This is a genomic window from Halorubrum sp. AS12 (assembly GCF_051122765.1).
GTDB lineage: Archaea > Halobacteriota > Halobacteria > Halobacteriales > Haloferacaceae > Halorubrum > Halorubrum trapanicum.
In genome coordinates this window covers 2,029,332-2,054,016 of record NZ_CP185385.1, presented here as the reverse complement: position 1 = coordinate 2,054,016, position 24,685 = coordinate 2,029,332, and the positions used below count along the sequence as shown (strand labels likewise).

General features: G+C 68.9%; 25 protein-coding genes, 1 other RNA gene and 3 pseudogenes. 5 read left to right on the top strand and 24 right to left on the bottom strand.

Translation table 11 applies throughout. The features are described 5' to 3' along the window. Positions 1-73: 73 nt before the first annotated feature. The 3 genes from ACODNG_RS10250 to ACODNG_RS10240 form a co-directional block, all read right to left on the bottom strand. Positions 74-1,102 carry an AIR synthase family protein gene (locus ACODNG_RS10250; protein WP_434521233.1) on the bottom strand — a complete coding sequence of 343 codons (1,029 nt, stop codon included), beginning with the start codon at positions 1,100-1,102 and terminating at the stop codon, positions 74-76. Further along, entirely contained in the window at positions 1,099-2,373 is a 1,275-nt protein-coding gene (locus tag ACODNG_RS10245; RefSeq protein WP_434521232.1) for an alanine--tRNA ligase-related protein, read from the bottom strand. Before ACODNG_RS10245 ends, ACODNG_RS10250 begins: the two co-directional genes overlap by 4 nt. Positions 2,374-2,836: 463 nt before the next feature. Then, the gene (locus ACODNG_RS10240; protein WP_209545491.1) at positions 2,837-3,037 is read right to left on the bottom strand and encodes a dodecin; all 201 of its coding nucleotides are present in this window, start codon (positions 3,035-3,037) and stop codon (positions 2,837-2,839) included. Between the two features lie 314 nt (positions 3,038-3,351). Here ACODNG_RS10240 and ACODNG_RS10235 point away from each other — a divergent pair, with 314 nt between their 5' ends. Continuing rightward, positions 3,352-3,960, top strand: coding sequence for a hypothetical protein (locus tag ACODNG_RS10235; protein ID WP_434521231.1), 609 nt, complete (start codon positions 3,352-3,354; stop codon positions 3,958-3,960). A gap of 93 nt (positions 3,961-4,053) precedes the next feature. On the opposite strand, the gene ACODNG_RS10230 is transcribed toward ACODNG_RS10235, so the two are convergent. From ACODNG_RS10230 to ACODNG_RS10165, 14 genes and pseudogenes are all read right to left on the bottom strand, one after another. Then, on the bottom strand, positions 4,054-4,392 hold the full coding sequence (locus ACODNG_RS10230; protein WP_434521230.1) for a DUF7116 family protein: 339 nt from the start codon (positions 4,390-4,392) through the stop codon (positions 4,054-4,056). Positions 4,393-4,524: 132 nt separating this feature from the next. After that, positions 4,525-4,770: a DUF5816 domain-containing protein gene (locus ACODNG_RS10225; protein WP_004597528.1), complete on the bottom strand. Its 246-nt coding sequence runs from the start codon at positions 4,768-4,770 to the stop codon at positions 4,525-4,527. Positions 4,771-4,852: 82 nt separating this feature from the next. Next, positions 4,853-5,227 carry a HesB/IscA family protein gene (locus ACODNG_RS10220; protein ID WP_434521229.1) on the bottom strand — a complete coding sequence of 125 codons (375 nt, stop codon included), beginning with the start codon at positions 5,225-5,227 and terminating at the stop codon, positions 4,853-4,855. Between the two features lie 97 nt (positions 5,228-5,324). Next, on the bottom strand, positions 5,325-6,032 hold the full coding sequence (locus tag ACODNG_RS10215; RefSeq protein WP_434521228.1) for an HAD family hydrolase: 708 nt from the start codon (positions 6,030-6,032) through the stop codon (positions 5,325-5,327). Further along, on the bottom strand, positions 6,029-6,829 hold the full coding sequence (phnE, locus tag ACODNG_RS10210) for a phosphonate ABC transporter, permease protein PhnE (protein ID WP_434521227.1): 801 nt from the start codon (positions 6,827-6,829) through the stop codon (positions 6,029-6,031). Before phnE (ACODNG_RS10210) ends, ACODNG_RS10215 begins: the two co-directional genes overlap by 4 nt. Further along, positions 6,826-7,626, bottom strand: coding sequence for a phosphonate ABC transporter, permease protein PhnE (gene phnE, locus ACODNG_RS10205; protein ID WP_434521226.1), 801 nt, complete (start codon positions 7,624-7,626; stop codon positions 6,826-6,828). The genes phnE (ACODNG_RS10210) and phnE (ACODNG_RS10205) overlap by 4 nt, the downstream gene beginning before the upstream one ends. A 1-nt stretch (position 7,627) precedes the next feature. Then, positions 7,628-8,509 (bottom strand): phosphonate ABC transporter ATP-binding protein, encoded by an 882-nt coding sequence (phnC, locus tag ACODNG_RS10200; protein ID WP_434521225.1) that lies wholly within the window; start codon positions 8,507-8,509, stop codon positions 7,628-7,630. A gap of 7 nt (positions 8,510-8,516) precedes the next feature. Beyond that, on the bottom strand, positions 8,517-9,746 hold the full coding sequence (gene phnD, locus ACODNG_RS10195; RefSeq protein ID WP_434521224.1) for a phosphate/phosphite/phosphonate ABC transporter substrate-binding protein: 1,230 nt from the start codon (positions 9,744-9,746) through the stop codon (positions 8,517-8,519). 286 nt (positions 9,747-10,032) lie between these two features. Then, positions 10,033-11,311 (bottom strand): annotated as a pseudogene (hisD, locus tag ACODNG_RS10190) (histidinol dehydrogenase). Between the two features lie 99 nt (positions 11,312-11,410). Next, positions 11,411-11,620, bottom strand: a complete 210-nt coding sequence (locus tag ACODNG_RS10185; RefSeq protein ID WP_209545470.1) for a hypothetical protein — start codon at positions 11,618-11,620, stop codon at positions 11,411-11,413. Between the two features lie 9 nt (positions 11,621-11,629). Next, positions 11,630-12,595 (bottom strand): phytoene/squalene synthase family protein, encoded by a 966-nt coding sequence (locus ACODNG_RS10180; protein WP_434521223.1) that lies wholly within the window; start codon positions 12,593-12,595, stop codon positions 11,630-11,632. A 159-nt stretch (positions 12,596-12,754) separates the two neighbouring features. Next, positions 12,755-12,886, bottom strand: a complete 132-nt coding sequence (locus ACODNG_RS10175; protein WP_434521222.1) for an HVO_2523 family zinc finger protein — start codon at positions 12,884-12,886, stop codon at positions 12,755-12,757. Positions 12,887-13,029: 143 nt separating this feature from the next. Further along, a complete protein-coding gene (locus ACODNG_RS10170) occupies positions 13,030-13,593 on the bottom strand; it encodes a hypothetical protein (RefSeq protein ID WP_434521221.1) in 564 nt (187 codons plus the stop codon). Between the two features lie 72 nt (positions 13,594-13,665). Continuing rightward, positions 13,666-14,244, bottom strand: coding sequence for a cysteine hydrolase family protein (locus tag ACODNG_RS10165; protein WP_434521220.1), 579 nt, complete (start codon positions 14,242-14,244; stop codon positions 13,666-13,668). 158 nt (positions 14,245-14,402) lie between these two features. Here ACODNG_RS10165 and ACODNG_RS10160 point away from each other — a divergent pair. The 3 genes and pseudogenes from ACODNG_RS10160 (at position 14,403) to dpsA (ending at position 18,109) form a co-directional block, all read left to right on the top strand. Then, a pseudogene (locus tag ACODNG_RS10160) lies at positions 14,403-16,184 on the top strand (Hvo_1808 family surface protein). 81 nt (positions 16,185-16,265) lie between these two features. Next, positions 16,266-17,425: pseudogene (locus tag ACODNG_RS10155) on the top strand (nicotinate phosphoribosyltransferase). 138 nt (positions 17,426-17,563) lie between these two features. Continuing rightward, positions 17,564-18,109, top strand: a complete 546-nt coding sequence (gene dpsA / locus ACODNG_RS10150) for a DNA starvation/stationary phase protection protein DpsA (RefSeq protein WP_209545459.1) — start codon at positions 17,564-17,566, stop codon at positions 18,107-18,109. Positions 18,110-18,173: 64 nt separating this feature from the next. Here dpsA and ACODNG_RS10145 read toward each other — a convergent pair whose 3' ends face one another. The 4 genes from ACODNG_RS10145 to ACODNG_RS10130 form a co-directional block, all read right to left on the bottom strand. Further along, positions 18,174-18,587 (bottom strand): metal-dependent transcriptional regulator, encoded by a 414-nt coding sequence (locus ACODNG_RS10145; RefSeq protein ID WP_434521219.1) that lies wholly within the window; start codon positions 18,585-18,587, stop codon positions 18,174-18,176. Beyond that, entirely contained in the window at positions 18,584-18,733 is a 150-nt protein-coding gene (locus ACODNG_RS10140) for a hypothetical protein (RefSeq protein ID WP_434521218.1), read from the bottom strand. The genes ACODNG_RS10145 and ACODNG_RS10140 overlap by 4 nt, the downstream gene beginning before the upstream one ends. A 2-nt stretch (positions 18,734-18,735) precedes the next feature. Continuing rightward, entirely contained in the window at positions 18,736-19,605 is an 870-nt protein-coding gene (locus ACODNG_RS10135; RefSeq protein ID WP_434521217.1) for a DUF7260 family protein, read from the bottom strand. A 232-nt stretch (positions 19,606-19,837) separates the two neighbouring features. Next, a complete protein-coding gene (locus ACODNG_RS10130) occupies positions 19,838-20,440 on the bottom strand; it encodes a TIGR00296 family protein (protein ID WP_434521216.1) in 603 nt (200 codons plus the stop codon). A gap of 120 nt (positions 20,441-20,560) precedes the next feature. Here ACODNG_RS10130 and rnpB point away from each other — a divergent pair. Continuing rightward, positions 20,561-20,873, top strand: an RNA gene (gene rnpB, locus ACODNG_RS10125) — RNase P RNA component. A 581-nt stretch (positions 20,874-21,454) separates the two neighbouring features. Here the strand turns inward: rnpB and ACODNG_RS10120 are convergent. The 3 genes from ACODNG_RS10120 to flaJ all read right to left on the bottom strand — a co-directional run bounded on the left by ACODNG_RS10120 (position 21,455) and on the right by flaJ (position 24,655). Beyond that, positions 21,455-21,652, bottom strand: a complete 198-nt coding sequence (locus ACODNG_RS10120; protein ID WP_434521215.1) for a DUF4177 domain-containing protein — start codon at positions 21,650-21,652, stop codon at positions 21,455-21,457. Positions 21,653-21,913: 261 nt separating this feature from the next. Then, a complete protein-coding gene (htpX, locus tag ACODNG_RS10115) occupies positions 21,914-22,786 on the bottom strand; it encodes a zinc metalloprotease HtpX (RefSeq protein WP_434521214.1) in 873 nt (290 codons plus the stop codon). 132 nt (positions 22,787-22,918) lie between these two features. Next, positions 22,919-24,655, bottom strand: a complete 1,737-nt coding sequence (gene flaJ / locus ACODNG_RS10110) for an archaellar assembly protein FlaJ (protein WP_434521213.1) — start codon at positions 24,653-24,655, stop codon at positions 22,919-22,921. Positions 24,656-24,685 lie beyond the last annotated feature (30 nt).

Below are 24,685 nucleotides of genomic sequence, written 5' to 3'. Positions count from 1 at the left end.
CGATCGGCGAGGTGGACCCGACCGACGGGACCCTGACCGGTGTCGGCACGTCCCGCTCGCCGACCGGCGCCCCCTACTCCTCCGCCTCGCGCGCCTCCCAGAGCGGGTACAGTTCGTCCCGGGGCGGCCCCGCGAGCGGCTCCCCGTCGATCCGGACGGTCCCCGGCGCGCCGTCGCCGCCTTCCGTGGCGGCGTCGCCGCCCTCGGCGGCCTCGACGACGCCGATCTCCGCACCCTCGATCCCGGCGGCGTCGAGCGCGTCGAGCGCCTCGTCGACCCGCTCCGGCGGGACCGCCGCCAGCAGCGCGCCGGAGCCGAACGTCGCGAGGGGGTCGACGCCGAGCGCGTCACAGCAGTCCCGGGTCTCGGACCGGACCGGGAGCGCGTCGCGCTCGACGGCGAAGGCGGCTTCGCTGGCGGACGCCATCTCGACGAGCGCGGTCGCCACGCCGCCCTCCGTCGGGTCGTGGAGCGCGGTCGCGGCGTCGCGGACCGCGGCCGCGTCGGGGACGACGCTCACCTCGTCGAGGAACCCGGCGGCGGCGTCGAGCGTCGCGGCCGGGACGCCCGCCTCGCGACACTCCTCGCGGAAGTCGGTCGCGAGGATCGCGGTCGCCTCGATCGCCGCCCCCTTGGTGAGCAGGAGCCGGTCGCCCGGCTCGGCGCCGCCGCTCGACACGAAGCGGTCCGTCGTCCCCAGCGCCGTCATCGAGCAGAGGGGGCGGTCGAGCGCGTCGAGCACCTCGGTGTGGCCCCCGACGACCGCGCAGCCGAGGTCGCGCGCGGTCGCGTCGACCTGATCGGCGACGGTCCGGAGCCGGGCGGGGTCGTCGTCGGGGAGGAACAGGGTGTGCGTGAGCCATCGCGGGTCGGCGCCGCTGGCCGCGACGTCGTTACAGGCGACGTGGACCGCCAGCGTCCCCACCGACTCCGCGGCCAGCGACAGGGGGTCGGCCGCGACGACGAGCGTCTCCCCGGCGCCGGTCAGGTCGATCGCGGCCGCGTCCTCGCCGTAGGCCGGTCCCTGCGTCACCGCGCCGTCGGCCGCGCCGGTCGCCGCGAGCGCCGCCGCGAGCGCGTCGGGACCGAGCTTGCCGGTCATCGCTCGCGGAGCCACGCCGCGACGGCCTCGGGGTCGGCGTCGAGCCCGCCGCCCTGCGCGAACGTCGGGCCGCCGCCACCGCCGCCGCCGAACTCGTCGGTGACCGCGTCCACGGCGTCGCCGGCGTCGACGTCGGCGTCCTCGGCGGACGCAACCACGACGAACGGAGCGTCGCCGGTGCCGACCGCGGCGAGGGCGTCGAGGTCGTCGTCACCCCCGACCGCCGAGGTCGCCGGCTCTCGGAGCTCGTTCGGGTCGGCGTCGTCGACGGTCCCGATCGCCCAGCGCGCGCCGTCGACCTCGACGGTCGGGAACTCGCGCAGGCGGGCGGCGAGCAGCTCCTCGCGGGCGTCTCGCAGGTCCGCCTCAAGTCGGTCGGTCTCCTCGCGGAGCCGAGAAACGGCGTCCGGAAGGTCGCCGACGCGCGCGTCGAGCGTCGTCGCGGCGTCGAGCGCGGCGCCGTGGACCGCGCCGATCTGGTCTATCGCCGTCGGGCCGACCGCGAACTCGACGCGGGTCACGCCCTCGCCGGGGTTCGACCGGTCCAGCACCGTTATCGGGCCGATCTCCGCGGTGTTCTCGACGTGGGTGCCGCCGCAGGCGGCGACGTCCCAGGGGTCGGCGTCCGGGTCCGCCGCCGCGTCGCCCCCGGCGGCCGCGTCGCTCCCGGCGGCCGAGCCACCCCCGACCGTCACGACGCGGACCGCGTCGCCGCTCATCGCGCCCTCCTCGGTCTTGGTGTTGAACGCGATCCCGTCGATGTCTCGGGCCTCGTCGGCCGAGTGGGTCGCCCACGAGACGGGCAGCGAGTCCCAGACGGCGCGGTTGGCGAGCCGCTCTAACTCGATCAGGTCGCCGTCGTCCAGCGGCTCGGCGGTCGTGAGGTCGACGCGGACCTTCGTCTCGGAGATGTCGAAGCCGGCGTAGCCGAGGTCGTCGGCGATCCGGCGCGCGGCGCCGTACAGCACGTGCGAGGCGGTGTGCGCCCGGGCGCAGTAGGTGCGGAACGCGTCGTCGATCAGGCCGGTGACCTCGTCGCCCGGTACGAGATCGATATCGGCGTCGGGGTCGAGGACGTGGACGACCTCCTCCGCCCGCTCGACCACGTCGTCGACGAGGTGGCCGTCGAGCGTCCCTCTGTCGGCCGGCTGGCCGCCGGACTCGGGGTAGAAGTACGTCTCGTCGAGGACGACCTCGCGGCCGTCGACGCGGTCGACCGTCGCTTCGAACTCCCGGACCGTCGGCTCGGCCGGCGCGCGTGAAGCGGTCATTGCCGGGTCGTGGGGGCGGTCGGATAAATAGGTGGCCGCCGAGGAACTCCTTATAAATGAACGAGACGGTGCGGTGGCGCGTGCCTGCGAGGCCGCTCTGCGGCCGAGCAGCACGCGCGAGGGACGCGGTGAGCGCTCGGAGAGCGCGAACCGCGAGGCTGGGGAGGCGTGAGGTGCGGGGCGGTGCTGTGCGGGGCGGGACTCGAAGGGGCAGCCGCGAAGGCGGCGCAGGCGACGCAAGCACCGCAGGAACGAACGGAGTGAGTGACGAGGAGCGCAGCAAGCGTGCGCCGCCTTCGCGGCTGGGGCTTCGGCGGTAGTCGTCACTGATCCGTGCTCAACTCCATCTAAATGAGCGGCTGGGGCTTCGGCGTCGTTCGTCGCCGATCCGTGAACTGGTCCTTATAAACAGACGTCGGCACGGCTCACGACTACTGATAAAAGATCAAAAACTGCGTTCCGCTCAGCCTTCGAGTTCGAACGCGACCTCGACTTCGGCCTGATACTCGCGGTCGGCGTCTCCCTGAAGCTCGACCCCGAACTCCTCGACCTCCGCCCAGTAGACGTTCTCCAGCGTGTCCTCGGCGCGGTCGATGGCCTCATCGGCCGCGGCGTCGAAGCTCTCGTCGCTCGTCCCGATCAGCGTTATCTTCTTGAATACCATGTCGCGTGCTGGTAGGGAACACGGGGGGATAAAAATACGCGTCCGAGGACGAGCCGAGACGCGACATGGACGGTAGCGGACCTGTCAGCGTTAAATACGGAGTACACAGACAGATGAGAAGTATTTGAATACCGACTATTTTTAAAATATATCAGTGTGCGGATCTCAATATTGCGTCCAAACAGCCATCGAATCCACTTCAGGCCCGTTTTAGTTCGAATCGGCATGTATATTTCAGATATATGTAATTATAATTGTAGCAATATATGTGGGCTTACGTAGGCTTAATAACGCACTTCTATCAGATGATCGTGATGTCTGTTGAAGAAGACGTTAACGAGATACAGTGGAAGCTCGGCTGGAATCCCAAGATAACGATCATCGCCGTGACGGTCCTTTTCACGATCGTCGGGGCCGCGATCGACGCCGTCGGGACGTTCTTCGTGCTCGGGATACTGGCCGGCGGCGCAGTCTACGTCTGGGGTACCCGGACGATCAACGACAACTACGACTCGTTCCTGTCGCGGTTCATCTCCGAGTCCGAGCGGAAAGGGGCCCGCGGGATCGAGGTCGACTCCGCGAACACGTACAGCCTCACCTACGGGATGGGCGACTCGCCGCCGCTCGTGGAGCCGTCGAAGACGTACAAGACGAACACGCTCGTCGTCACGGACGCGTCGGTGAACGTCAACAAGGGAGCGGAGTTCGACATGAAATCCCGGGAGAGCGTCGCCGGCGGGAGCAACCGAGAGCTGTACTACGACCAGATCTCGGCGGTGGAGTCCCATCAGGACGGTCGCCGCAGCGTGTTGGAGATCCGGACCTCCGGCGGCGACACGATCGGCGTCGGCTCCACGAACACGGACACGGTCGACGAGGCGCTGAGCGACGTCCGCAAGCGCGTCAGAGAAGCCAAGCGCTGAGCGGCGTCGAGACAGGCGGACTACGCGTCGCACGAGCGCTCGCGAAATCGTTCGGTCGAAAGAGGGGCGGCGACGAGGGGTCGCCGTCCCCGATTACGGACTTCCCGGCGCGCCTTCCATCACGGCGAAATCCTCGCCGTCGCGGTCGATACCGATGACCGCCCAGTCGTAGGGGGGTTTCGCGGAGACGAGCCGTTCCTGGAGGTCGGCCGCGCTGTCGCGCCACGTGACGAAACACCGGAGCCGCGGTGTGTCACTGCCGTCGGCGAGATACGGATCGAGATCGTCGTCGTCCAGACACAGCACCGTCACGAGCACGCGCCGCCACTTGCGTTCCGCGACGAACTCTCGTCCGCCCTCGGAGACGGTGTATCCCAGTTCGCGGAAGACGTCTCTGGCCTCGGTCGTCGGGGGGATGCTCGCAGTGGCCATCTACGCCGAGATTCGGCGGCAACCGTGATAAACTTTCTCACGATTTCGAGCGGGGAGAATCGGACGCGCTGTCGGGAGCGACCGAGAGAATCGACCGCATCGACCGGGGCGGTCCGGAGAACCGAGATTTCCTCACTCGTGGGCCGCGTCCCACTCGTCCGGTTTCCGGAGGTTGCCGCACTCGGTACACTGGATCCGGCCCATCGTGTCCATCGCGGTGTCGAACGACCCGCAGTTGCCACACCGGAACCCCCAACGGGACTCGCCCGCCTCGTCCTCGAACACGAGGTAGAAGGGACCGTCCGCGCCGCGCTCGGTGCGCGACCGGTCGGTGTACACCCGCTCCCCGCTCGGCGTCGTCGACGCTTCCAAGCTCATGGCTACCGCTATCCGACGGAGGGACTTAAGCGGCGGACTCGGAAGTCGGCGAAAGGCAAAAATCCCGAACCGCGAGGCGCCGCTACGTTCGGAAGGACTCGCCGCAGCCGCACTCGGAGACGACGTTCGGGTTCTCGACCTCGAAGCCGGCCGCCTGAAGCCCGTGTTCGTAGTCGAGCGTGCTCCCACCGATGTAGTTCTTGCTCGCGGGGTCGACGAACACCCGAAGCCCGTGGTGTTCCACGACGAGGTCGTCGTCCTCCGGCTCGGTGTCGAATCGCATGCCGTACGACAGCCCCGCGCAGCCGCCCTGCTGGACGAACAGCCGCAGTCCGGCGATGTCGGTGTCGAGGCCCTCGCCCTCCAGGAGCGAGAGCGCCTCCTCGGCGGCGTCCGGGGTCACCTCGATCGCCGGGTCGTTCCCCTCAGTCCCGGTGTCGGCCGGTTCGGTACTCATGCGAACGCGTTCGGCGCGGACACTCAAAACCCTGCCGGCGGGAGCAGTCCGGACGACCGAGACGGTCGGAGGAAACCGGTGAACCGCGGTACCGGTTTCAGGACCTCTCGCTTTCGGGACCTATCGCCCCGGAATCGACGAGATCGACGAGTTCCCGGAGGCTCCCGATCTCCACGGTCGGTTCCACGTCGAGGGCGCGGCCCGCGTTGTGGTCGCGCCTGAGAAACGCGCTGTCGAGTCCCGCGCGCTCGGCGGCGATAACGTCGGTCGCGCGGTCGCCGACGTAGATCCCGCCGGTCGCGTCCAGCGCGTCGAGCGCCTCGTTCAGGTAGTGCGGGTCGGGCTTCCGCCGCCGGAACCCGTCGGGACCGAGGTCGCGGCCGCGGACGAACGCGAACGCGTCGAGCCGGAAGTGGTCGACGACAAACTCGACGGTCGGGTGGTAGTTGTTGCTCACGAGACCGATCGGCGCGCGGTCGGCCAGCGCGTCGAGCGCGTCCGCATCGGAGTGGAGGCGTCGCATCCCGGCCGACAGGCGCTCGACGGCTCGTTTCGCGGTCCGCTCTTCGCGCGCCCGGAAGAACCTCGGAGGGTCGACGCCGAGCTCCTCGCAGGCGGCCCGGAACTCGTCGTCGTAGGCGGCGCGCTCCAAGGGCCGCCGGAGCGACGCCGAGGCGGTCAGCCCGCGGTCGTCGAGCGCGTCGTCGAGCGCGCGCGAGCGGACCGCAGGGTCGGTCTCCCCGCCTTCGAGGACCACGCCGTCCATGTCGAAGAGGACGACCTCCCCGTCGCCGAGCGCGGTCATCGCGTCATCCTCCGTGCGGACGCCGAGAGCCCCTCGCTGGCGAGGACGACGCCGAGGATCACGATCAGGATCATCGAGACGGACTGCCAGGCGAAGGCGTTGACCGCGCGGAACAGCTGGACGCCGATCCCGCCGGCGCCGACGAACCCGAGGATCGTCGAGTCGCGGACGTTGATGTCCCACCGGTAGACGCTGAGACCGACGAGCGCGGGCTTCACCTGCGGGAGGATGCCGTACAGCAGCACCTGCGTCGAGGAGGCGCCGGCGGCGCGGACCGCCTCGACCTGCCCGAAGTCGATCTCCTCTATCTCCTCGCCCAGCAGCTTCCCGAGGAAGCCGACGGACCGGAACGCGATAGCGACCGCGCCCGCGAGGGGACCACTGCCGAACACGACGACGAAGATCAGCGCCCAAACGATCGTGTTCACCGAGCGGCTCACGGTGACGACCAGCTTCCCGAGCCAGTAGGTGACCGCGTTCGGCGTCGTGTTCTCCGCCGCGAGCAGCGCGACCGGGACCGCGATCGCGAGCGCGCCGAGCGTGCCGAGCGCCGCGATGTGGAGCGTCTCGACGAGCGGCTCGACGATCTCCGGCGCGTACGCCACGTCCGGCGGGTACATCCGCGTGAGGAGGTCGCGAATCTCCCGCGGGACGGTCTCGACGTTCGTGATCCCCATGTCGAGGAAGCGCCACGAGGCGACGAAGACTGAGAGCGCGGCGAGCACCCCGACGAACCGGCCGATCCGGCGGCGCCGGTCGAACCGCCGCCACGAGCGCGCGGCGTCGACCTCGCTCATTGGTACCTCCGTCTGACGACCGCGCTGACTCCCTCGGCGACGAGGACGACCGCGATGATCGCCACGAGGATGGCGGAGACGTACTGGAAGGAGTAGCGGTTGAACGCGGTGAGCAGCACGGAGCCGATCCCCCCCGCGCCGACGATGCCAACGACCGTCGAGGTGCGGATGTTGATGTCCCAGCGGTACACCGAGAGTCCCGCAAACCGCGGCACGATCTGCGGGACGACGCCGTACGCCAGCGTCTGGACCGGCGACGCTCCCGTCGCCCGAACGGCGTCGACGCTCCCCATGTCGATGTCTTCGAGGTCCTCCGCGAGCAGCTTCGCGAAGAAGCCGACCGTCTTGAACGTGATCGTGATGATCCCCGCGAGCGGGCCGAGTCCGACCGCCTTCACGACGAGGATGGCGACGATGATCGCGTTGAGCGCGCGCGACAGCGAGATGAACCCGCGGTTGAGGTAGTACAGCGGCCGCGGCGAGAGGTTCTCCGCGGCCATGAACGCGACCGGGACGCTGATCGCGATCCCAGTCACCGTCGAGATCATCGCCATGGCGACGCTCTCGACCATCTTGTCGACGATCCGCCGGGCCTGTCGCGGGGTCGCCTCCGGCGGGAGGAAGTCGCCGAGCAGCGTCGCTCCCCGGCCGATCCCGCGGGCGATCCGCGCCGGGTCGGCGCCGATCCCCCACGCCGACCAGAGGAAGAAGCCGACGACCGCGAGGTACGCCGCCCACTTGAACTCCCGCCGGCCGAACGCGGTCGGTCGACGCCAGGTGCGCCGCTTCGTCGCCATCTCAGGACCCACCCGAGGTCGTTCCGTCCGGGGTACGGCCGTCCGCCGAAACGACGCCCTCCCGGACGACGGCGTCGTTCGCGGCGCCGTCCTCAATCGTCGCCTCGGGCTCGGACGCGGTCGAGTCGCGCGATGCCGGCGGGTCGCCGCCGCGGTACACGCGGTCGAGCGCGTCGTCGCCCAGCTCGTCCGCCGACCCCTCGAAGACGACCTCGCCGTCGTGGAGTCCGACGATCCGGTCGGCGTGTTCGACCGCGAGGTCCACCTCGTGGATGTTGATCAGCACGGGCACCTCCCGCTCGGCGGCTATCTCGGTGAGCAGCCGCATCACCGTGTTCGACGTCTCGGGGTCGAGGCTGGAGGTCGGCTCGTCGACGAGCAGGATCTTCGGCTGCTGGACGACGGCACGGGCGATGCCGACGCGCTGGCGCTGGCCGCCCGACAGCTCGTCGACACGCTTGTTCTCCATCTCGGCGAGACCGACGCGCTCTAAGACCTCGTAGGCGCGCTCGATGTCCTCGGGCGGGAAGTTCCGGCGGAACGCGCGCCACGCGGAGACGTAGCCGAGCCGCCCGGTGAGCACGTTCTCCATCACCGTGAGCCGTTCGACGAGGTTGTACTCCTGAAGAATCATTCCGATGTCGCGGCGCGCCGCGCGGAGGCCGTCGTCGTCGAGCGCGGTGAGGTCGGTTCCGTCGAGTTCGACCGTTCCCGAGGTCGGCTCCGTGAGCCGGTTGACGCACCTGATGAAGGTGCTCTTTCCAGCGCCGCTCGGGCCGATCATCGCGGTCGTCTCGCTGCCGTCGACCGAGAGGTCGACGCCCTTCAGCGCCTCGTCGCCGCTCTCGTAGGTCTTCCGCAGACCGGTGACATCCAGCGTCATCCGCGTCTCACTCGCTCAGCGCGCCCTGCGTGTACTCGACGTCGTTGTACCGCTGGATGACCATGATGTCGTACCAGTGCCGCCGGTACTCGATGGGGACGTACTCCTCGTACCCGGTGCGCTCGGCGTACGCCGTCCCGGCGAAGTCGGAGTCGAGCCAGGCGTTCCGGATCCCCTCCTGGATGTCGGGATGGAGATTGTAGCGGTACGCGACCGGCCCGTTGGGGAACGGGTTCGACGCCCAGACGACCTTGAACTCGTCAAAGCTCAGGTTGCTGTCGGCCTCGACGGTGTCGAGGAAGCAGGTCGAGCAGATCGGCCCGGCGTCGTAGTCGCCGGCGGCGATGCCGCGCGTGGTCTGCGAGTGGCCGCCAGAGAAGTTGATCTCGTAGTCCTCGCCGGCGGTCACGTCGAAGTACTGGTCGAACAGCGCGGAGGGCGCCTGGTGGCCGGAGTTCGAGGCCGGCTCCGCGTGGGCCATCCGCACGTCGTCGTTCGCGAAGTCCTCGACGCTCTGGATCCCGTCGGCGTCGGCCCGCGTCGTCGCGAACAGCCGGTAGCCGAACGAGCCGTTCGGCGCGATTCCGGCCGTGAACGGGACCGCCCCGGCGAGGTTCACCGCGAAGCACGTCGTCCCCGTCGAGAAGTTCGCGATGTGGGCCCGCTCGGAGCGCATCGCCTCCACGGAGGCGGCGTAGCTGTTGACGCGGTTGTACTCGACCGGCAGACCGGTCTCCTCCTCGATGCGATCGAAGACCGCCTGGAAGTCCTCCTCGTAGCGGCCCTGGACGTCCTCGCTCGGGCTCTCGGTGAAGACGAGCGTGTCGGGTTCGAGCCACTCGCTCTCGTCGTCCGGCGTCTCCCGGACCGGCTCGCCGTGCGGGACCTCGTCGACCTCGCGGCTCCCCATGCTCTCTAAGTCGGTGCGGCTCCCGCGCTCGTAGCCCGCGTCGATGAGGGGCGTCGAGCGGTAGTTGTTCTCCTCCCAGTTCGGACTCTCGGGGTCGAACTCGCTCCCCTCCGCCAGCAGCGGGTCGCCGGACTCCCCGGAGCCGCCGTCGCCCGACGCCGAGTTCGTGCCGCTGGAGGCGCCGTCTCCCCCGGAGCCGCCGTCGCCGCCACTGCTCCCGCTTCCCTCGGAACAGCCCGCGAGTCCGGTGATCGCGGCCGCTCCGCCCGCCAGAAGGAACCGCCGCCTGGAACTCGATTCGTGCCGTCTCCCGGTGTGGTCCACCATTACGGGTTGATAGCCCGTTCTTCGGGGCAAGAAGGCTGCTATGAGCCGAATATGGCGGATCGTACCGGTTCGTGACGGTCCAAACCGGAACGTACCGGTCGGACCGCTACGAGTGGAACGGTGACGTATGAGCCGGTATATATCGCTCCGGAGACGAGGCGGCGGGCGAAGACGCGGCTCGGTGGGTGAAGGCGGCTCGGCAGACGAAGAAGACGGCTCGGTAGACGGCGAGCGGCCGGTCGGCAGATGGAGAAACGGCTAGGTAGATGGCAAGCGACCAGCCGACCTACTCGAACCGCTTCCGGACGCTCTCGGCGTGGGCCTCGAGTCCCTCGGCGTCCGCGAGCGACGTGATCGTCTCGGAGAGGTCGTCGAGGGCGTCGCGGTCGAGCCGCTGGACCGTCGACGACCGGAGGAAGGTGTCGACTGAGAGCCCGCCGTACCGCTTCGCGCCGCCGTTCGTCGGCAGCACGTGGTTCGTCCCGGCCGCGTAATCGCCCGCGGCCACGGGCGAGTACGGGCCGAGGAAGACGGAGCCGGCGTTCGTGATCCGGTCTAAGAGCGCCTCGTCGTCGTCGGCCACGATCGAGAGGTGCTCGGCCGCGTACTCCTCGGCGAACAGCACGGCCTCGGGCATCGATCGCGCGTGGAGGACGCCGGAGGCGTCGTTGTCGAGGGCGGCCCGGATCGTCTCCTCGCGTTCGCGCTCGGCGGCCTGCGCGTCGACCGCGTCGGCGACCGCGTCGGCGAGGTCGGCGTCGGCGGTGACCGCGACCACGGAGGCGTTCGGGTCGTGTTCGGCCTGCGCGACCAGATCGGCCGCGACCAGTTCGGGGCCGGCCGTCTCGTCGGCGAGGACGAGCACCTCGCTCGGCCCGGCGAGGAAGTCGATCTCGACGTCGCCCTGCGACGATCGACTTGGCGGCGGTGACCCACTTGTTGCCCGGGCCGACCACCTTCTGTGCCCGCGTCACCGTCTCCGTCCCGTACGCGAGCGCGGCAATGGCCTGCGCGCCGCCGACCTGGTACACCGCGTCCGCGCCCGCCTCGTGGATCGCCGCGAGGGTGACCGGGTTGAGTTCGTCGGCCGGCGGGGTCGCGACCGCGACGTGGTCGACGCCCGCGACGACCGCGGGAATGACGCCCATCAGCGCGCTGGAGGGGTACGCGGCCGCGCCGCCGGGCACGTACACCCCGACGCGGTCGATGGGGCGGAAGCGCCGCCCCAGCTCCCGGCCGCCGAAGTCGTCGCGCCAGTCCTCGGGGCGCTGTCGCTCGTGGAACTCGCGGATGTTCGCGGCCGCCTCCCGGACCGCGTCGAGGATCGGGTCGTCCGCGTCGGCCAGCTCGTCGTGCGCCCGCGCCGCTTCGTCCGTCACGTCGACGTTGCCGACGGCGACGCCGTCGAACTCCTCGGCGAACTCGCGGACCGCGACGTCACCCTCCTCGCGGACCCGCTCGACGATGCCTCGCACGTCCTCGCGGACCCCCTCGACGCCGGCGTCGCGCTGGAAGAAGGCGCGCCGCTCGGCCGGCGAGAGGTCCGCGACGGTTCGTACGTCCATACGAGTACACGGAGTCGGTGGGGCAAGGGCGTTCCGACTCGGTCAAGTCGGTGTCGTCGACCGAGCGGGCGTCGCGCCGGGCGGAATCGGGCCGCCGGGTCACCCCAGCGGGCGGATCCCGGTCACGTCGAGGAGGGCGAGGACGAAGAGACCGGCCAACAGCGCGGCCGCCGCGAGGAAGACGGGCGCCGACACGGCGACGGCGACCTCGTAGGGCGCCACCAGCCTGGTCATACCGCGGAGGAGGAAGGAGACGAACACGAGTCCGAACGCGGCGACCGCGAGGGCGACGAACCGGGATCGGTCCATGTGGGGCGTTCAGTCCGTCTGCGGGACGCCCGCGCCGTGGGGACCGTGGCCGTGGCGGTCCCGGCTGGGCTCGAAATCGGTACACATGTCGTAGAACACCGCCTCGGGGTCCCTGTTCCACTGCCACTTCCAGCGGGTGCGGACGAGCAGCGATAGCTTCCGGGCGAACGACAGCTCCGGGGTGGCCGACACCGTGTCGTAGCCGCGGTTACGGATGAGGCGGTGGTGGTCGACGTACAGCACCGCCGCGAGCAGCACCGCGAGCTGGCAGTCCTCGGGGAGGTACTTGATCCCCGCGACCCCCTCCTCGTAGAGGCGCTCGGTGCGGGTCATCTCCTCGCGGATCGCGGCCGCGACGCCCTCGTCGAACTCCAACTCAAGGAGCTGTCCCTCGCTCACGCCGTGGCGGCGGAGCGTCTCCAGCGGGAGGTAGATCCGGTCGCGCTCGACGACATCCTCGCGCACGTCCCGGAGGAAGTTCGTCATCTGGAACGCCTCGCCGAGCTTCGTGGCGTAGGGGAGCGCCTCGGCTTCGGTCTCCGGGTCGAGGTCCATGATCGCCGTCATCATCCGCCCGACGGCGGCCGCGGAGCCGTCCATGTACGCCTCCAGGTCCGCGTAGGTCTCGTACCGGTCGGTGTCGATGTCGCTTGCCATCGCGTCCACGAACGAGTGGACGTCCTCGTCGCGGATCCCATTGCGGTCGCACACCTCGGCGAACGCCTCCAACACCGGGTCGTCGGTCGGCTCCTCGCCGAGCGCGGCCGCCCGGAGTCGGTCGAGTTCGGCCCGCTGTTCGGCCGGCGGCTCGGTGTCCTCGGCGTCGACGACCTCGTCGGCGATCCGGAAGAACCCGTACAGCACGTACGTCGGATGGCGAATCCGCTGCGGCAGCAGCCGGGTGGCGACGTGGAACGTCTTCCCGGTGCGGCGCTGGATCCGCTTGCTCCGGGCAACCTGCTTTTGCTCTACCATGCTGACCTCGGAAGGTCGGCGTGGTGGGTCGCGTACGGGTCGCCCATCATGAAAGAAAAATCGGCCTCCAAGAACATAACAGTTCGCACGACCCAGCTCGGTTCTCCGTCGAACCTGTTAACTCCGGCGACTGGTGTCGCGCTCGGCCCGACCGGCCGGTCAGTAGAACGTATCGCTACAGTCGTACACGACGCCGTGCGCCGGACAGACGTACTTACAGTGTCGGTGGTACATCGGCGTCTCGCAGATCGGACACGGCCGGCCGCCGCCGTCCGCGGTTCCGCCGGTCATGCCGGGGACACGGGCCGGGGGATCAAAACGCTGTCCAACGACCCACGCCGAACCGGTCCCGTCCGCGCCGCGAAACCTAACCAGTCAGCCGTCGGTCGCTCGGCGGCGTACCAGTCGGTCGCCCAAGTCGCCCCGACAACGAGTCACTCGCCGTCGGCCAGTCGGTCGTACACGGACCGGGCGACCGACTCCTCACCGAACGGGAGCGTCAGCACGCCTTCCCACTCGGAGCCGGTAAGCTCGTCGACCGTCTCCCGGTTGAGTTCGACGCGTCGGACTTCGGTCCCATCGAGCGACATCGACACCACGAACGCCGCCGGGTCGTCGGTCGCGCCCGCGTCTTCGAGACGGCTTCGGAACGACTCGACGCCCGCGTCGGAGAGCACAACCTGAACGAGGTACTCGCCGTCCTGGGAGAAGACGCCCTTGACGCGGTCGAGGTCGCTCGCGTCGAACAGCAGCGTGTCGGTCCCGTCGTCGCCGCTGAGCCGGGCCACGAACGGCGCGTCGGGGGCGACGGCGGCCGACGACGGCCCGTCGTCACCGCTCTCGCCAGCGGCGTTGCCGTCCGCCGGTCCCGGGCCGTCGCCGCCGACGCCGTCGAGCGCCTCGCCGTCCGTCACCTGCGTCGCGCCCGCGAAGCCGACGGCGCCGACCGCACAGACCGCGCCGAGACCGCCGAGTACGCCGCGCCGAGAGATGTCCATGCTTCGCGGTTCCGGCGAGCGGTGAAAAGAGTTACACGCCGGTTGTCGCGCGTGATAATCGAGGTTCGGGTCCTACTCGGAGTCGAACGCGATCTCGTCGCGGGTCGCCGTCTCGCCGAACAGCCAGTCGGCGTGGTCGACGGCGTACTCGCGGTGCTCCTCGGTGATGTAGCCGAGCGCGTCCTCGACGACGACCGGACGGTAGTCGCGGAGTCCCGCGCTGCCCGCGGTGTGGAGGACGCAGACGTTCGCGAGCGTGCCGCAGATCAGGAGATCGCGGATCCCGTGCGCGTCGAGGAACCCCTCCAGATCGGTCCGATAGAAGGCGTCGTAGGTGTGCTTCTCGACGACGCGGTCGTCGTCGCGCACGTCGAGGTCGGCGACGAGTTCGGCGTCCCACGACCCCTCGACGACGTGTTCGCCCCACCGGTCGAACTCGTCGTAGTAGTGGGTGTCGTCGAACTGGTCCGGCGGGTGTACGTCGCGGGTGTAGACGACGGACGCGCCGGCGTCGCGGGCGCGCTCAACGAGCGCCGTCACCGGCTCGATCGCCGCCTCGCTCGCCTCGGCGTAGAGGCTCCCGTCCGGGTGACAGAACCCGTTTTCCATGTCGACGACGACCACCGCGGTCTTGGTCGGATCGAACGCCATACCGGGGGTTAGAGCGCGCTCCTCAAAAACCGTCGTCCCGGTCCCCGATCACGTCGGCGGCGGTCCGTCGCGGAGGGCCGAACCGGACCGAAAAATCCGCCGGCCGCGACGCCGAAGGAACCGACAAACTACTTACCGGGGCGTCCGATACGACTCGTATGCGACGGGTCCTCACCCTCTCGACCGCGGCCGCCGCCGTCGCCGCGGTCGCCGTCCTGTGTGTCGCGTTCACCGCCGGCGCCGCCGCGGCCCCGGATGCCGGCTCGGTCCCCTCCGCGTCCGGCGGCGGGCCGGCAGCGCCGGGCGAAACGCCCTCCGCGTCCGCCGACGAGTGCGGGCCGGGAGACGGCACCGACCTGGTGGGCTGCTGGAACGGGACCCACTACGAGGAGTCGGTCGACTTCGAGGAGACGGACGGCCTCAACGAGACGCAGTTGGAGGCCCTGACGGACCTGACGATGGCGCGCGTCGAACACGTCCGGCAGCGCCCCTTCCGCGAGGACGTGCCGATCGAGACGGTCTCGCGGAGCGAGTACTCCGACGACACCGCGAGCGGGGGGAACAGCTCCGAGGCGTTCCGGCGCTGGAACGACCAGGTGTGGCGGGCGCTGTTCGTCGTCGGCGACGAGACGAACGCCAACGACGAGATAGACTCGGTGTTCGGCGGCGCGGTCTCCGGCTTCTACTCGCCGGCCGAAGACCGGATCGTCATCGTCGTCCCCGACGGCGAGTCTCCGGACATCGACCCCTCGACGCTCGCCCACGAGCTGCTCCACGCGATGCGAAGACCAGTACCACGACCTCACCGACCCGCGCTACGTCGGCGTCACCCAGGACGGGGACCTCGCGGTCGACGGGATCGTCGAGGGGGAGGCGGTCCACGTCGAAGAGCGGTACGCAGCCCGCTGTGCGGACAACTGGACCTGCGCCGAGGCGCCCGAGGGCGGCGGCGGTGGCGGCTCAACGAGCTACAACGTCGGCATCCTCCAGACCGTCCTCCAGCCGTACGGCGACGGCGCGCTCTACGTCCGCGAACTCGTCGACGAGGGCGGGTGGGCGGCCGTCAACGAGACGATGAACGACCCCCGGGGTCGACGGCGGAGGTCATCCACCGGAACCCCGACTACCAGACGAGCAACGTCAGCTTCGAGGACGCCGCGACCGGCGGGTGGGAGACGTACCCGGACCAGGGTGTCGACGGCGCGGAGACCGCGGGCGAGGCGTCGATGTTCGTGATGTTCTGGTACCAGAGCGCTGGAGTACAGTTCGATGGCGGATACGAGTACTCGATTCTCGATCCCGAGCGATCCGTCGCACAGAATTACAACATCCACCTCCAAACTGACGCACAGCTCCAAACCCGGGCGACCTACAACTACGCGCACCCCGTGACCGACGGGTGGGCGGGCGACGAGCTGTACCCCTACCGGAACGGGGACCGCGACGGCTACGTCTGGGCGACGGAGTGGCAGACCGAGGCGGACGCCGCGGCGTTCCGCGACGCCTACGTCCGGATGCTGACGGCCCACGGCGACGGCGACTACGCAGACGGGACCGTGTACACCATCGGCGACGACAGCGACTTCCCCGGCGCGTACGGCGTCGAGCGCGACGGGACGAGCGTGACGATAACCCACGCGCCGTCCCCCGAGGGCGTCCTCGAACTCCGACCGGACGCCGACCTCGCGCTCCCAGCCACCGACGGGGCAGACGGGAGCGACGGCGGTGACGGGGGCGACGACGGCGACGGGAGCAGCGACGGCGGTGACGGGAGCGACGCCGACGGCGGTGAAAACGAAAGCGACGGCGGTGACGGGAGCGACGACGGGGACGACGGCGACGGCAACAGCACCGGCAACAGCGCGCCCGGGTTCGGCGTCGCGGCGGCGCTCGTCGCCCTCGTGGCCGCGCTGGGGCTGTCCGCGCGCAGGGCGACGTAAGCCGCCGGTTCCCGGAGCGGGGTCGTTGCGGGTCCGCCGCGACACGGGTGGCTTTTCGTCCCCGCGGGCGAATCACCGGGCATGAGCGAGTTCGACATCGTCGACGCGGCCGCGGTCCGGGAGGGGCGCGCGACCGACGCGTACTTCGAACGGACCGAGGCGGCGCTGGAGGCGGCGGGCCGGAACCCCCGCGTCATCGCCGAGGTGACCGCGGACCAGTTCCCCGACGGGGAGTTCGAGCTGTTCGCCGGGCTGGGCAACGCCGTCGAGCTGCTGGCCGGCCGCGACGTCGACGTCGACGCGATCCCGGAGGGACGGCTGTTCGACGGCGGCCCGGTGATGCGGATCGAGGGACCGTACCTCGCGTTCGCGCGGCTGGAGACGTCGCTCCTCGGGTTCCTCTCGCACGCGTCCGGGATGGCGACGGCGGCGCTCGACTGCCGGGTTGCCGCACCGGAGTCGCAGATCCTCTCGTTCGGCGCGCGCCACGTCCATCCCGCGATGACCGCGGCTGTCGAGCGGTCGGCGCTCGTCGGCGGGTTCGACGGCTTCTCGCACGTCGCCGCCGGCAACCTGATCGGCCGCGAGGCGTCCGGGACGATGCCGCACGCGCTCGCCATCTGCTTCGGGCGCGGCGCACAGGAGGCCGCGTGGCGCGCCTACGACGAGGGCGTCCCGGAGGACGCGCCCCGGATCGCGCTGTGTGACACCTACTCCGACGAGGTCGACGAGGTGCTCCGTGCGGTCGAGACGCTCGGCGACGACCTCGACGGCGTCCGCCTCGACACGACGGGGTCCCGACGCGGCGACTTCCGCCACATCGTCCGGGAGGTCCAGTGGGAACTCGACGCGCGCGGCCACGAGGACGTCGACGTGTACGTCTCCGGCGGACTCGGTCCCGCGGACCTCCGCGCGCTGCGCGACGTCGTCGACGGGTTCGGCGTGGGCGGCTACGTCTCCAACGCGGACCCCGTCGACTTCGCGCTCGACCTCGTGGCCGTCGACGGCGAGCCGGCGGCCAAGCGGGGAAGCTCTCGGGCGCGAAAGAGGTCTACCGCACCGCCGACGGCGCCCACGCGGTCGGACTCGCGGACCGCTCGGGACCCGAGGACGCGGAGTCGCTCATGGAGCCGGCGATCCGCGACGGCGAGGTCGTCGACGGCGACGCGTTCGACCTGTCGGCGGCGACGGAGCGGGCGCTCGCCGACGCGGAGGCGGTTGGATACGGGAGCGATCGGTAGTTTCAAACAGCATATCTTTTTGACCGGATCGTATCGTATAGCACACAGCACCGCCATACGATCGAGTTTTAGGCGACACGAAAAGTTGTTTGTTTATTGATAAGATATAAGTTGAGGGAGCGCGTGGTTCGAGACGTAATGAGCACCCAGAAGTCCACTCGCCAGCGGGCCGGGACCGTCGACGAGAACGCGCTGCGGCTCGACACCGAGAAGGCGGAACAGATAATCGAGGCGCTGAACGGCGACCTCGCGAACGCGTACGTCCTCTACCACCAGCTCCACAAACACCACTGGAACGTCGAGGGCGCCGAGTTCCTCGAGGTCCACGTGTTCCTCCAAGAGGTGTACGAGGACGTCGAGGCCGCGGCCGACGAGTTGGCGGAGCGGCTCCAGGCGCTCGGCGGCGTGCCGCACGCGAGCATGACGACGCTCGCCGACGAGGCAACCGTGGAGCCGGAAGACGAGGACGTGTACGACGTGCGGACGTCGCTCGCGAACGACCTGGAGATGATGGGCGACATCATCGAGAGCTACCGCGAACACGTCGCGCTCGCCGACGGCCTGGGCGACTACGCGACCAGCGAGATGCTCCGCGAGCAGCTGGAGACGCTCGAAGAGCACGCCCACCACATCGAACACTACCTCGAAGACGACTCGCTCGTCGTCGACTCCGCGACGAACTGAGCGGCGCCGGAAGGTCGTCGCCCGGACGATTCGGCGACCGGCGACCGCACCCCACTCGAACTTTTCAGTCAGCGTCCGACCGCGGGAGCGACAGCGCTCCGGGGTCCGGCGGCTCGCCGGGCACGTCGTCGAGCAGCAGTTCGACGAGCCGGTCGGCGACCGTCGGACTCACCAGTCCCGCCATCTCCATCGCCTCGCGCTCGTGGGCGTCGAGTCCCAGCGCGTCGCGGAAGAACCACGAGAGCGCGACGTACGTCTCGTGGAGGTCGGCGGCGCGCTCTTTCCCAGCGTCGGTGAGCGCCGCGCCGTCGTACGGCTCGCGGGCCACGAGCCCGCGGTCGTCGAGCCGCTGGAGCATCTCCGTCGTCGCCGCCGGCGAGCGCCCGACCGCGTCCGCGATCCGTCCCGGCGAGACCGGCGGCGACGACCGGTGTTCCGCGATGTACAGCGCGAGCAGGTACTCCGTCTCGCGCGTCATTCCGGGACGGTCGAGTCGTCGTCCCGCGCCTCGTCGTCGCTCGCCCCGTCGTTCGGTGAGTCGGGACTCTCGTCGCCGGGACCGAACAGGGCGAGGCAGGCCCACGCCCAGCCGTCCGCTCGGGCGCGGCGCGGCGAGTCGGACACGGTTACGCCCTCCGCGTCAGATGGTCGCGGACCGCTCGCTGGCACTCGGAGAGCGTCTTGACGAGGCGCGCGACCGTCGAGAGGACGGGGTACGATACCGGGAAGTCGGCGTACAGGTACGCGGTCACCGACCGGTGTCGGATCCCGACCGACGCGCCGCGGCTGGCGGTCCGGTCGAGGTCGGCCTGTCGGTCCGCCAGCAGCGACTCGCAGGTCTCGATCCGCTCGGCGAGCGCCCCGTGGCGGCGGCGCAGATCGTCGAACCCGAGCGTCGAGAGGGGCGTTTCGTCCGCGGTCGCCAGCCAGTCGGTGATCTCCCGGATCGCCTCGTGGGCCGACCGGAGCGACGCCGCCTCGCGCTCCAGCGTCCGGTCGAACACCGCGAGCTCCGCGATTCGGTCGTCGACGGCCGAGCCGATCGCGGACGCGACCCGCGGGGTGAACTCGTGGTCGGTCTTCGGCGAGAGCGCGACCGCGACGGCGTCGCCCAGCTCCTCGCGGATCGTGGCCAACAGCGGCTCGTCGGCGTCGAGGTCGGCGACGCTGTGGGACCGCACCGTCTCGGCGAACGCCTCGCGGACCCGGCGACAGCTGTCGGTCGACGAGGCGTTCCGTCCCCCGACGGCCGCGCGAACGCCGCCGGCGCTCGGTCCCGCACCGACGCCGGTTCCCGTGCCGACTCCTGTCCCCGCACCGATTTCTGGTCCCGCGCCGACGCCCGTCTCGTCGTCGGAAGCCGTCGGATCGGATGCCGTGGGAATCGACGCGACGGCCGACCCGAACCGCTCGTAGGCCCGTCGCTCGTCCGTGGCGCCGTCGCGCTCGGCGGCCACCCGATCACGAGCGCGATCGACGTGGGTCTCGACGGTCATCGCGGATCACCGCCGTCGGGGGGCCGAACGTGTGCGTTGACCGGGAGCCTCATACAGATTAGGCTAACCTAAAACATCAAAAAGCCACCGATTTTTAGGATGGCCTAAGAACTCAGGGGTCGCGAGGAGCCGGGTCGGAGGAAGTAAAGCGGGAGCGAATCGGAGGCGCGAGCGGGGGAGAATTCGTGTTCGGGACCGTCGGGACGCGGGACCGGAGAGGACAGCTGGACCGCTACAGCTCCTCGACGGCGCCGCCGTCGGCGCGCTCTCGGAACACCTGCCCCTCGATGAGCGTCACCATCGTGTCCTCCTCCTGCCAGGCGGTGGGCGAGAGCTTCGCCTTCCGGCAGGCGCGCGAGAGGAACTCGGCGCCGGACCAGCCGTTCTCGACGGGGACCGTCGGGTAGAGCCAGCCGTGGGCGTTGCCGCTGTCGACGGCGACGCCGTGGGTACCGATTTTGAGATCCTCGAGTGGGTCGTTCGTGAGGACGGTGTTCGAGACGACGAACACGGAGACGGTGATGTTGTCCAGCTCCTTCGGCTCCACCTCGGAGCCGCAGGAGTCGTCGGACGCCGCCTTGATGGCGGCCTCGACGATGGCGTGGCCGAGCTGGTCGGAGGTCTCCCACGCGCCGGCGCAGCCGCGGAGGCGGCCGCGTCCGCGGGTCGACTGGAGGCGAACGAAGGCGCCGGTGCGGGCGTAGAACGCCTCGCGCATGCTTCCGGGTTGTTCGCGTTGTCCGTGTTGGACGAACGACTCGACCGCCTCCCGCGCGAGTTCGACCGCTCGTGCACCGTCGTCGTACGACAGCTGAACGGTCTGAGCCTCGGACATGGAAGTCTATTACGTTGCTGACGACTTGAACGCTTCCCTTGTGGCACCGCTCTCGCGGCGTCTGCGGAGAAAGTCGACCGACCGAACCGCTTATTCGCCGGCGGGCAAAAGGCCGAAACGGACAGAGGGAGCCCGACTCCCGTGCCTCTGGCATGAGGAAAGTCCCCCCACCGGCCGGACAGGCGACCGGGCACACGCCCGGAGTCGGAGACGGCTGGCTCTGGAACAGCAACGACACCCCCCGCCCCGACCCGTGATTCGCGCGAACCGACCCGTAAGGGAAGGGAGCTAACCCGATGAGGATCGACGGGCGGGAACGGATGGAACGGCGAATCCTCGCCGGTGCAAGTCCGCGCCACAAGGTAGTCCGGCCGCGGCGCGGACGCTCAGCCGAATGTCGGGATGAACCGAAGGGGGCTTACTCCCCTCAGTCCGCTCACACCGACGAGCGGCGCGACCGTGTATAATTCGAACTGCGGTGGCGCGTGCCTGCGAGCGGCCGCCCCCGGCGGCCGCGAGTCGCGAGGGACCGAAGGTCCCTCTGGCAGCCGGCGCGTAGCGCCGGCGACAGCACGCGCGAGGGAGTCGCGGCCGTTTAAAAACGGCCGCGACGAGGCGGGGGAGGCGTGAGGTGCCGTGCGGGGGCGGGACTCGAAGGGGCAGTCGCGAGGGCGGCGCAGGCGACGTAAGTAGCGTGGCACTACGCGCCACGGAAAGCCGGCGGCGGAGCCGCCGGCGACACCGCAGGAACGAGCGAATCGAGTGACGAGGAGCGCAACGAGCGTGCGCCGCCCTCGCGGCTGGGGCTTCGGAGGTGGTTCGTCGTCGATCCCCTCTCAACGATTTGGCTCTGTTAAAACACTCTTCTTCAGACACATTATCGTCTGAAACATCCGGTCGCTGAAGGGTACGAATTGACTGGCGAAGTTATCCCAATTTTTAGAGGCGCGATACCTGTACGAGATCCAGGCACGAATCGTGTACCTCGTGGCCCTACAACGGGAGAGCTACACACTACTTTGGTCGTTTAAATACTAACTTATTGGTACGCCCACTAGGTCGTCCACTGAGTCCAGTTTTTGACTTCGTAAGTGCCGTCGCCAACTCCCACCCCCGTTCGCCCAGCTCATTGAGCTCTGCTTCGGTCGGTTGCGGGCTATCAAACAATCCCTTCTTCGAGAGTTCCACGATTTTGTATTCCCACTCAGCCATACAGCCGCGTGGAGTGGCACACACCAAAAAGGTAACTTCAGGAATGTTCTGCTCAGCATCAGGTATCGTTTTTCAAAAATGCCCCTCCTGTCCGCTATATCCAGCACCACGTTCCTGACAAATCCTCAGCAGATGACAACCCGCTGTGATACACCGTTCGTCTGGATTGACCGGAATCCGGACAGAATCTATCACTACTGAGGATTTCAGCAAAGCCCACTATTATAACCGATTTACTGAATATTTCGACTCAGATCCGTCTCAGGCCGTCTCCATCTCCTTTTCCAGCTCGCGGAGCCGCTCGATGCGGTTCTCCGTCGACGGGTGTGTGGAGGCGATCTTTCCGACGAAGCCGGCCTTGATCGGGATGATGAAGAATGCGTTCATCTCCGCCTCCTCGCGGAGGTCCTCCTTGGGCACCTTGTCCATCCGGCCGTCGATCGTCATCAGCGCCGAGGCGAGCGCGCCGGGCTTTCCGGTGATCAGCGCCGCGCCGCGGTCCGCGGAGTACTCGCGGTAGCGCGAGAGCGCGCGGATGAGCAGGAACGAGATCACCCAGACGACGATCGACACGAGGATCGCGACGATGACGGGCGCACCCTGTCGGTTGTCGCCGCTGAACAGCCAGCCCCACCGCACGATGAAGAAGGCGATAGTCGAGAGGAACGAGGCGATGGTCATCACCATCACGTCGCGGTTCTTGACGTGGGCGAGCTCGTGGGCGAGCACGCCGTCCAGCTCGTCCTCGTCGAGGCTCTCCAGCAGGCCGGTCGTCACCGCGACGGTGGCGTTCTTCTTGTTCCGACCGGTGGCGAACGCGTTCGGCACCTGCGTGTTCGCGACCGCGACCGTCGGCTTCGGCAGGTCGGCCTGCTGGCTCAGCCGTTCGATCCGCCGGTGGAGGTCGGGGTACTCGTCGGGATCGACCTCGCGGGCGCCCATACTCTTCAGCGCGAGCTTGTCGCTGAAGAAGTACTGGGCGAGCGAGAACCCGCCGAGCATGAGTAGGATCGTCATGTTACCCACGTCGAGGAACGTCACGAGGGCGCCGACAAACACGACGTAGAGGGCGAACAGGAGGAACATCGTGAACGCCATCCGTCCACGCAACCCCCAATCTGTCTTCCAGTCCATACCCGGGAATTACCGCTCGGTGCGTTAAAGCCTGCCGGAGCCGCGGACGGTCGATCTGACCCGTCCGCAGCGGTGCGATTTCCGCCACAACGGTGCGCTTTTGCCGCGCAGCGGCGACGCCGACTTCACGCGTTAGATCGACAGGATCGCGTTGACGAGCGTCCGCGTCGCGATGGCTGTGCCCGCGCCGAGCCACGTCAGGAGGACGAAGTGGATGTAGCCGTTCGCGGGGTTGCCGCCGTCGATCCGGCGGATCATCTGCGAGGAGAGCGCCGCGTTGAACAACACGACGGTCAACAGGAGGTACTCGATGAGCGGGATGTCGTAGGCGCCCGGGTAGACGATCTGGGCCATGTCCATCTCCTCGAGTCCGAAGTCGGCGGTGAGGTCCGCTAAGATCGCGACGACCTCCAACCCGATGAAGAAGGCGAACGTCGCCGCCGCCGTGATCCCGTACAGCAGCCCGATAAACGTCATCGCCGCCTGCCGGCGCTGCTCGCGCAGCTGGTTGACGGCGTTCATGTTCTTCGAGATTAGCTCGCCGAGCATCTTCGGGTCCCCGCCCATCCGCCGACCGACGAGGTACATCTCGGAGAACTTCTGGATGAGGTACGAACGCGTGTCACGCGTGAACGCTCGCCACGCACCCTCGGTGCTGATCCGCATGTTGAGCCGGCGATAGAGTCGCTCGATGGAGGCGGAGAGCTCGCCGAAGTTCTTGTCGCGCAGCGTCGTGAGCACGTCGGTGGTCGTCGACTGCTTCGCGCTCTCGGTCGCCCCGAGCGCGCGCACGAACGAGGGGAACTCGCCGTCCCGGGCCGTGATCGCCTGCTCCTCGTTCCGGAGGATCACCCCGGTGATGATGAGCGGCGAGATGGGGACCGCGAGGTACAGCGGCAGCCGGACGTCGTCGAGGAAAAAGAGGAGTCCGGGCAGCCCGGGACCGTGCCCGAACATCCCGGCGGCCGTGATCCCGATGAGCAGGAGCGAGAGGGCGCCGCCGCCGATCAAAGAGCCCCACAGCTTGAGGTCGCCGGGGGCGCGCTCGTCCGGGTGATACCAGATCGGGTCGTACGGCGAGGTCGCGCGGATCATCGCGTAGAAGCCCAGTTGGACGAACACGAACAGCACGATGACGGCCGCGACCGTCGCGGTCGGGTCGTTGCCGGTGAGGATCGGGAGGACGACGGCGAACACCAGCGCGAACGTCATCGAGAGGATCATCGACATGTACAGGTCCTTCATCACCTCCAGGTTCGAGAGCGCGGACTCGTAGCGGGTCTCGTACTGCGCGAGCATCACGTCCTGCTCAGAGACGAGGAACTCCTCCAGCGACTGCCCCGCGCCCATCGTGTAGCCGAGGCGGTCAAAGAAGTCGGCCATCGCGTCGGAGGGGACCTCCTGTGCCCGACGGCGACACGCGTCGTCGAGGCTCTGATTCCACGTGTCGACGAGGTGGACGACGCGGCCGATCTCCTCGGCGGCGACGCCGTACTCCTCCTCTTTCGCCAGCGTCCGGAACACCTCCATCCGGTCGATGTTCGTCGTCGACAGCACCGTCATATGCGTCATCACGAGGTGTAGCTGGTTGTCGATCTTCGTCTCCAAACTGGAGAGATAGATCTTCGGGTAGATGACGGCCGCGAACAGCACGAGCGCGCCGAACATCGGGATCGGCACCCGGGCGGCGATCGGGAGCGGGAGCGCGACCAGCCCGACGACGCTCGCGAGGAAGATGAGTACGGCCGGAATCAGCACCAGCCCGACGTACTTTCGCTTGGAGATGTCGAGCTGGTCGTACGACTCCATGACCTCGGAGGTCAGCTTTGCGGCGGTCGCGAGCCCGTCGCCCATCTCCTTTACCGCCATCGTTAGCGCACCCCCGTCGCTTTGCTCACT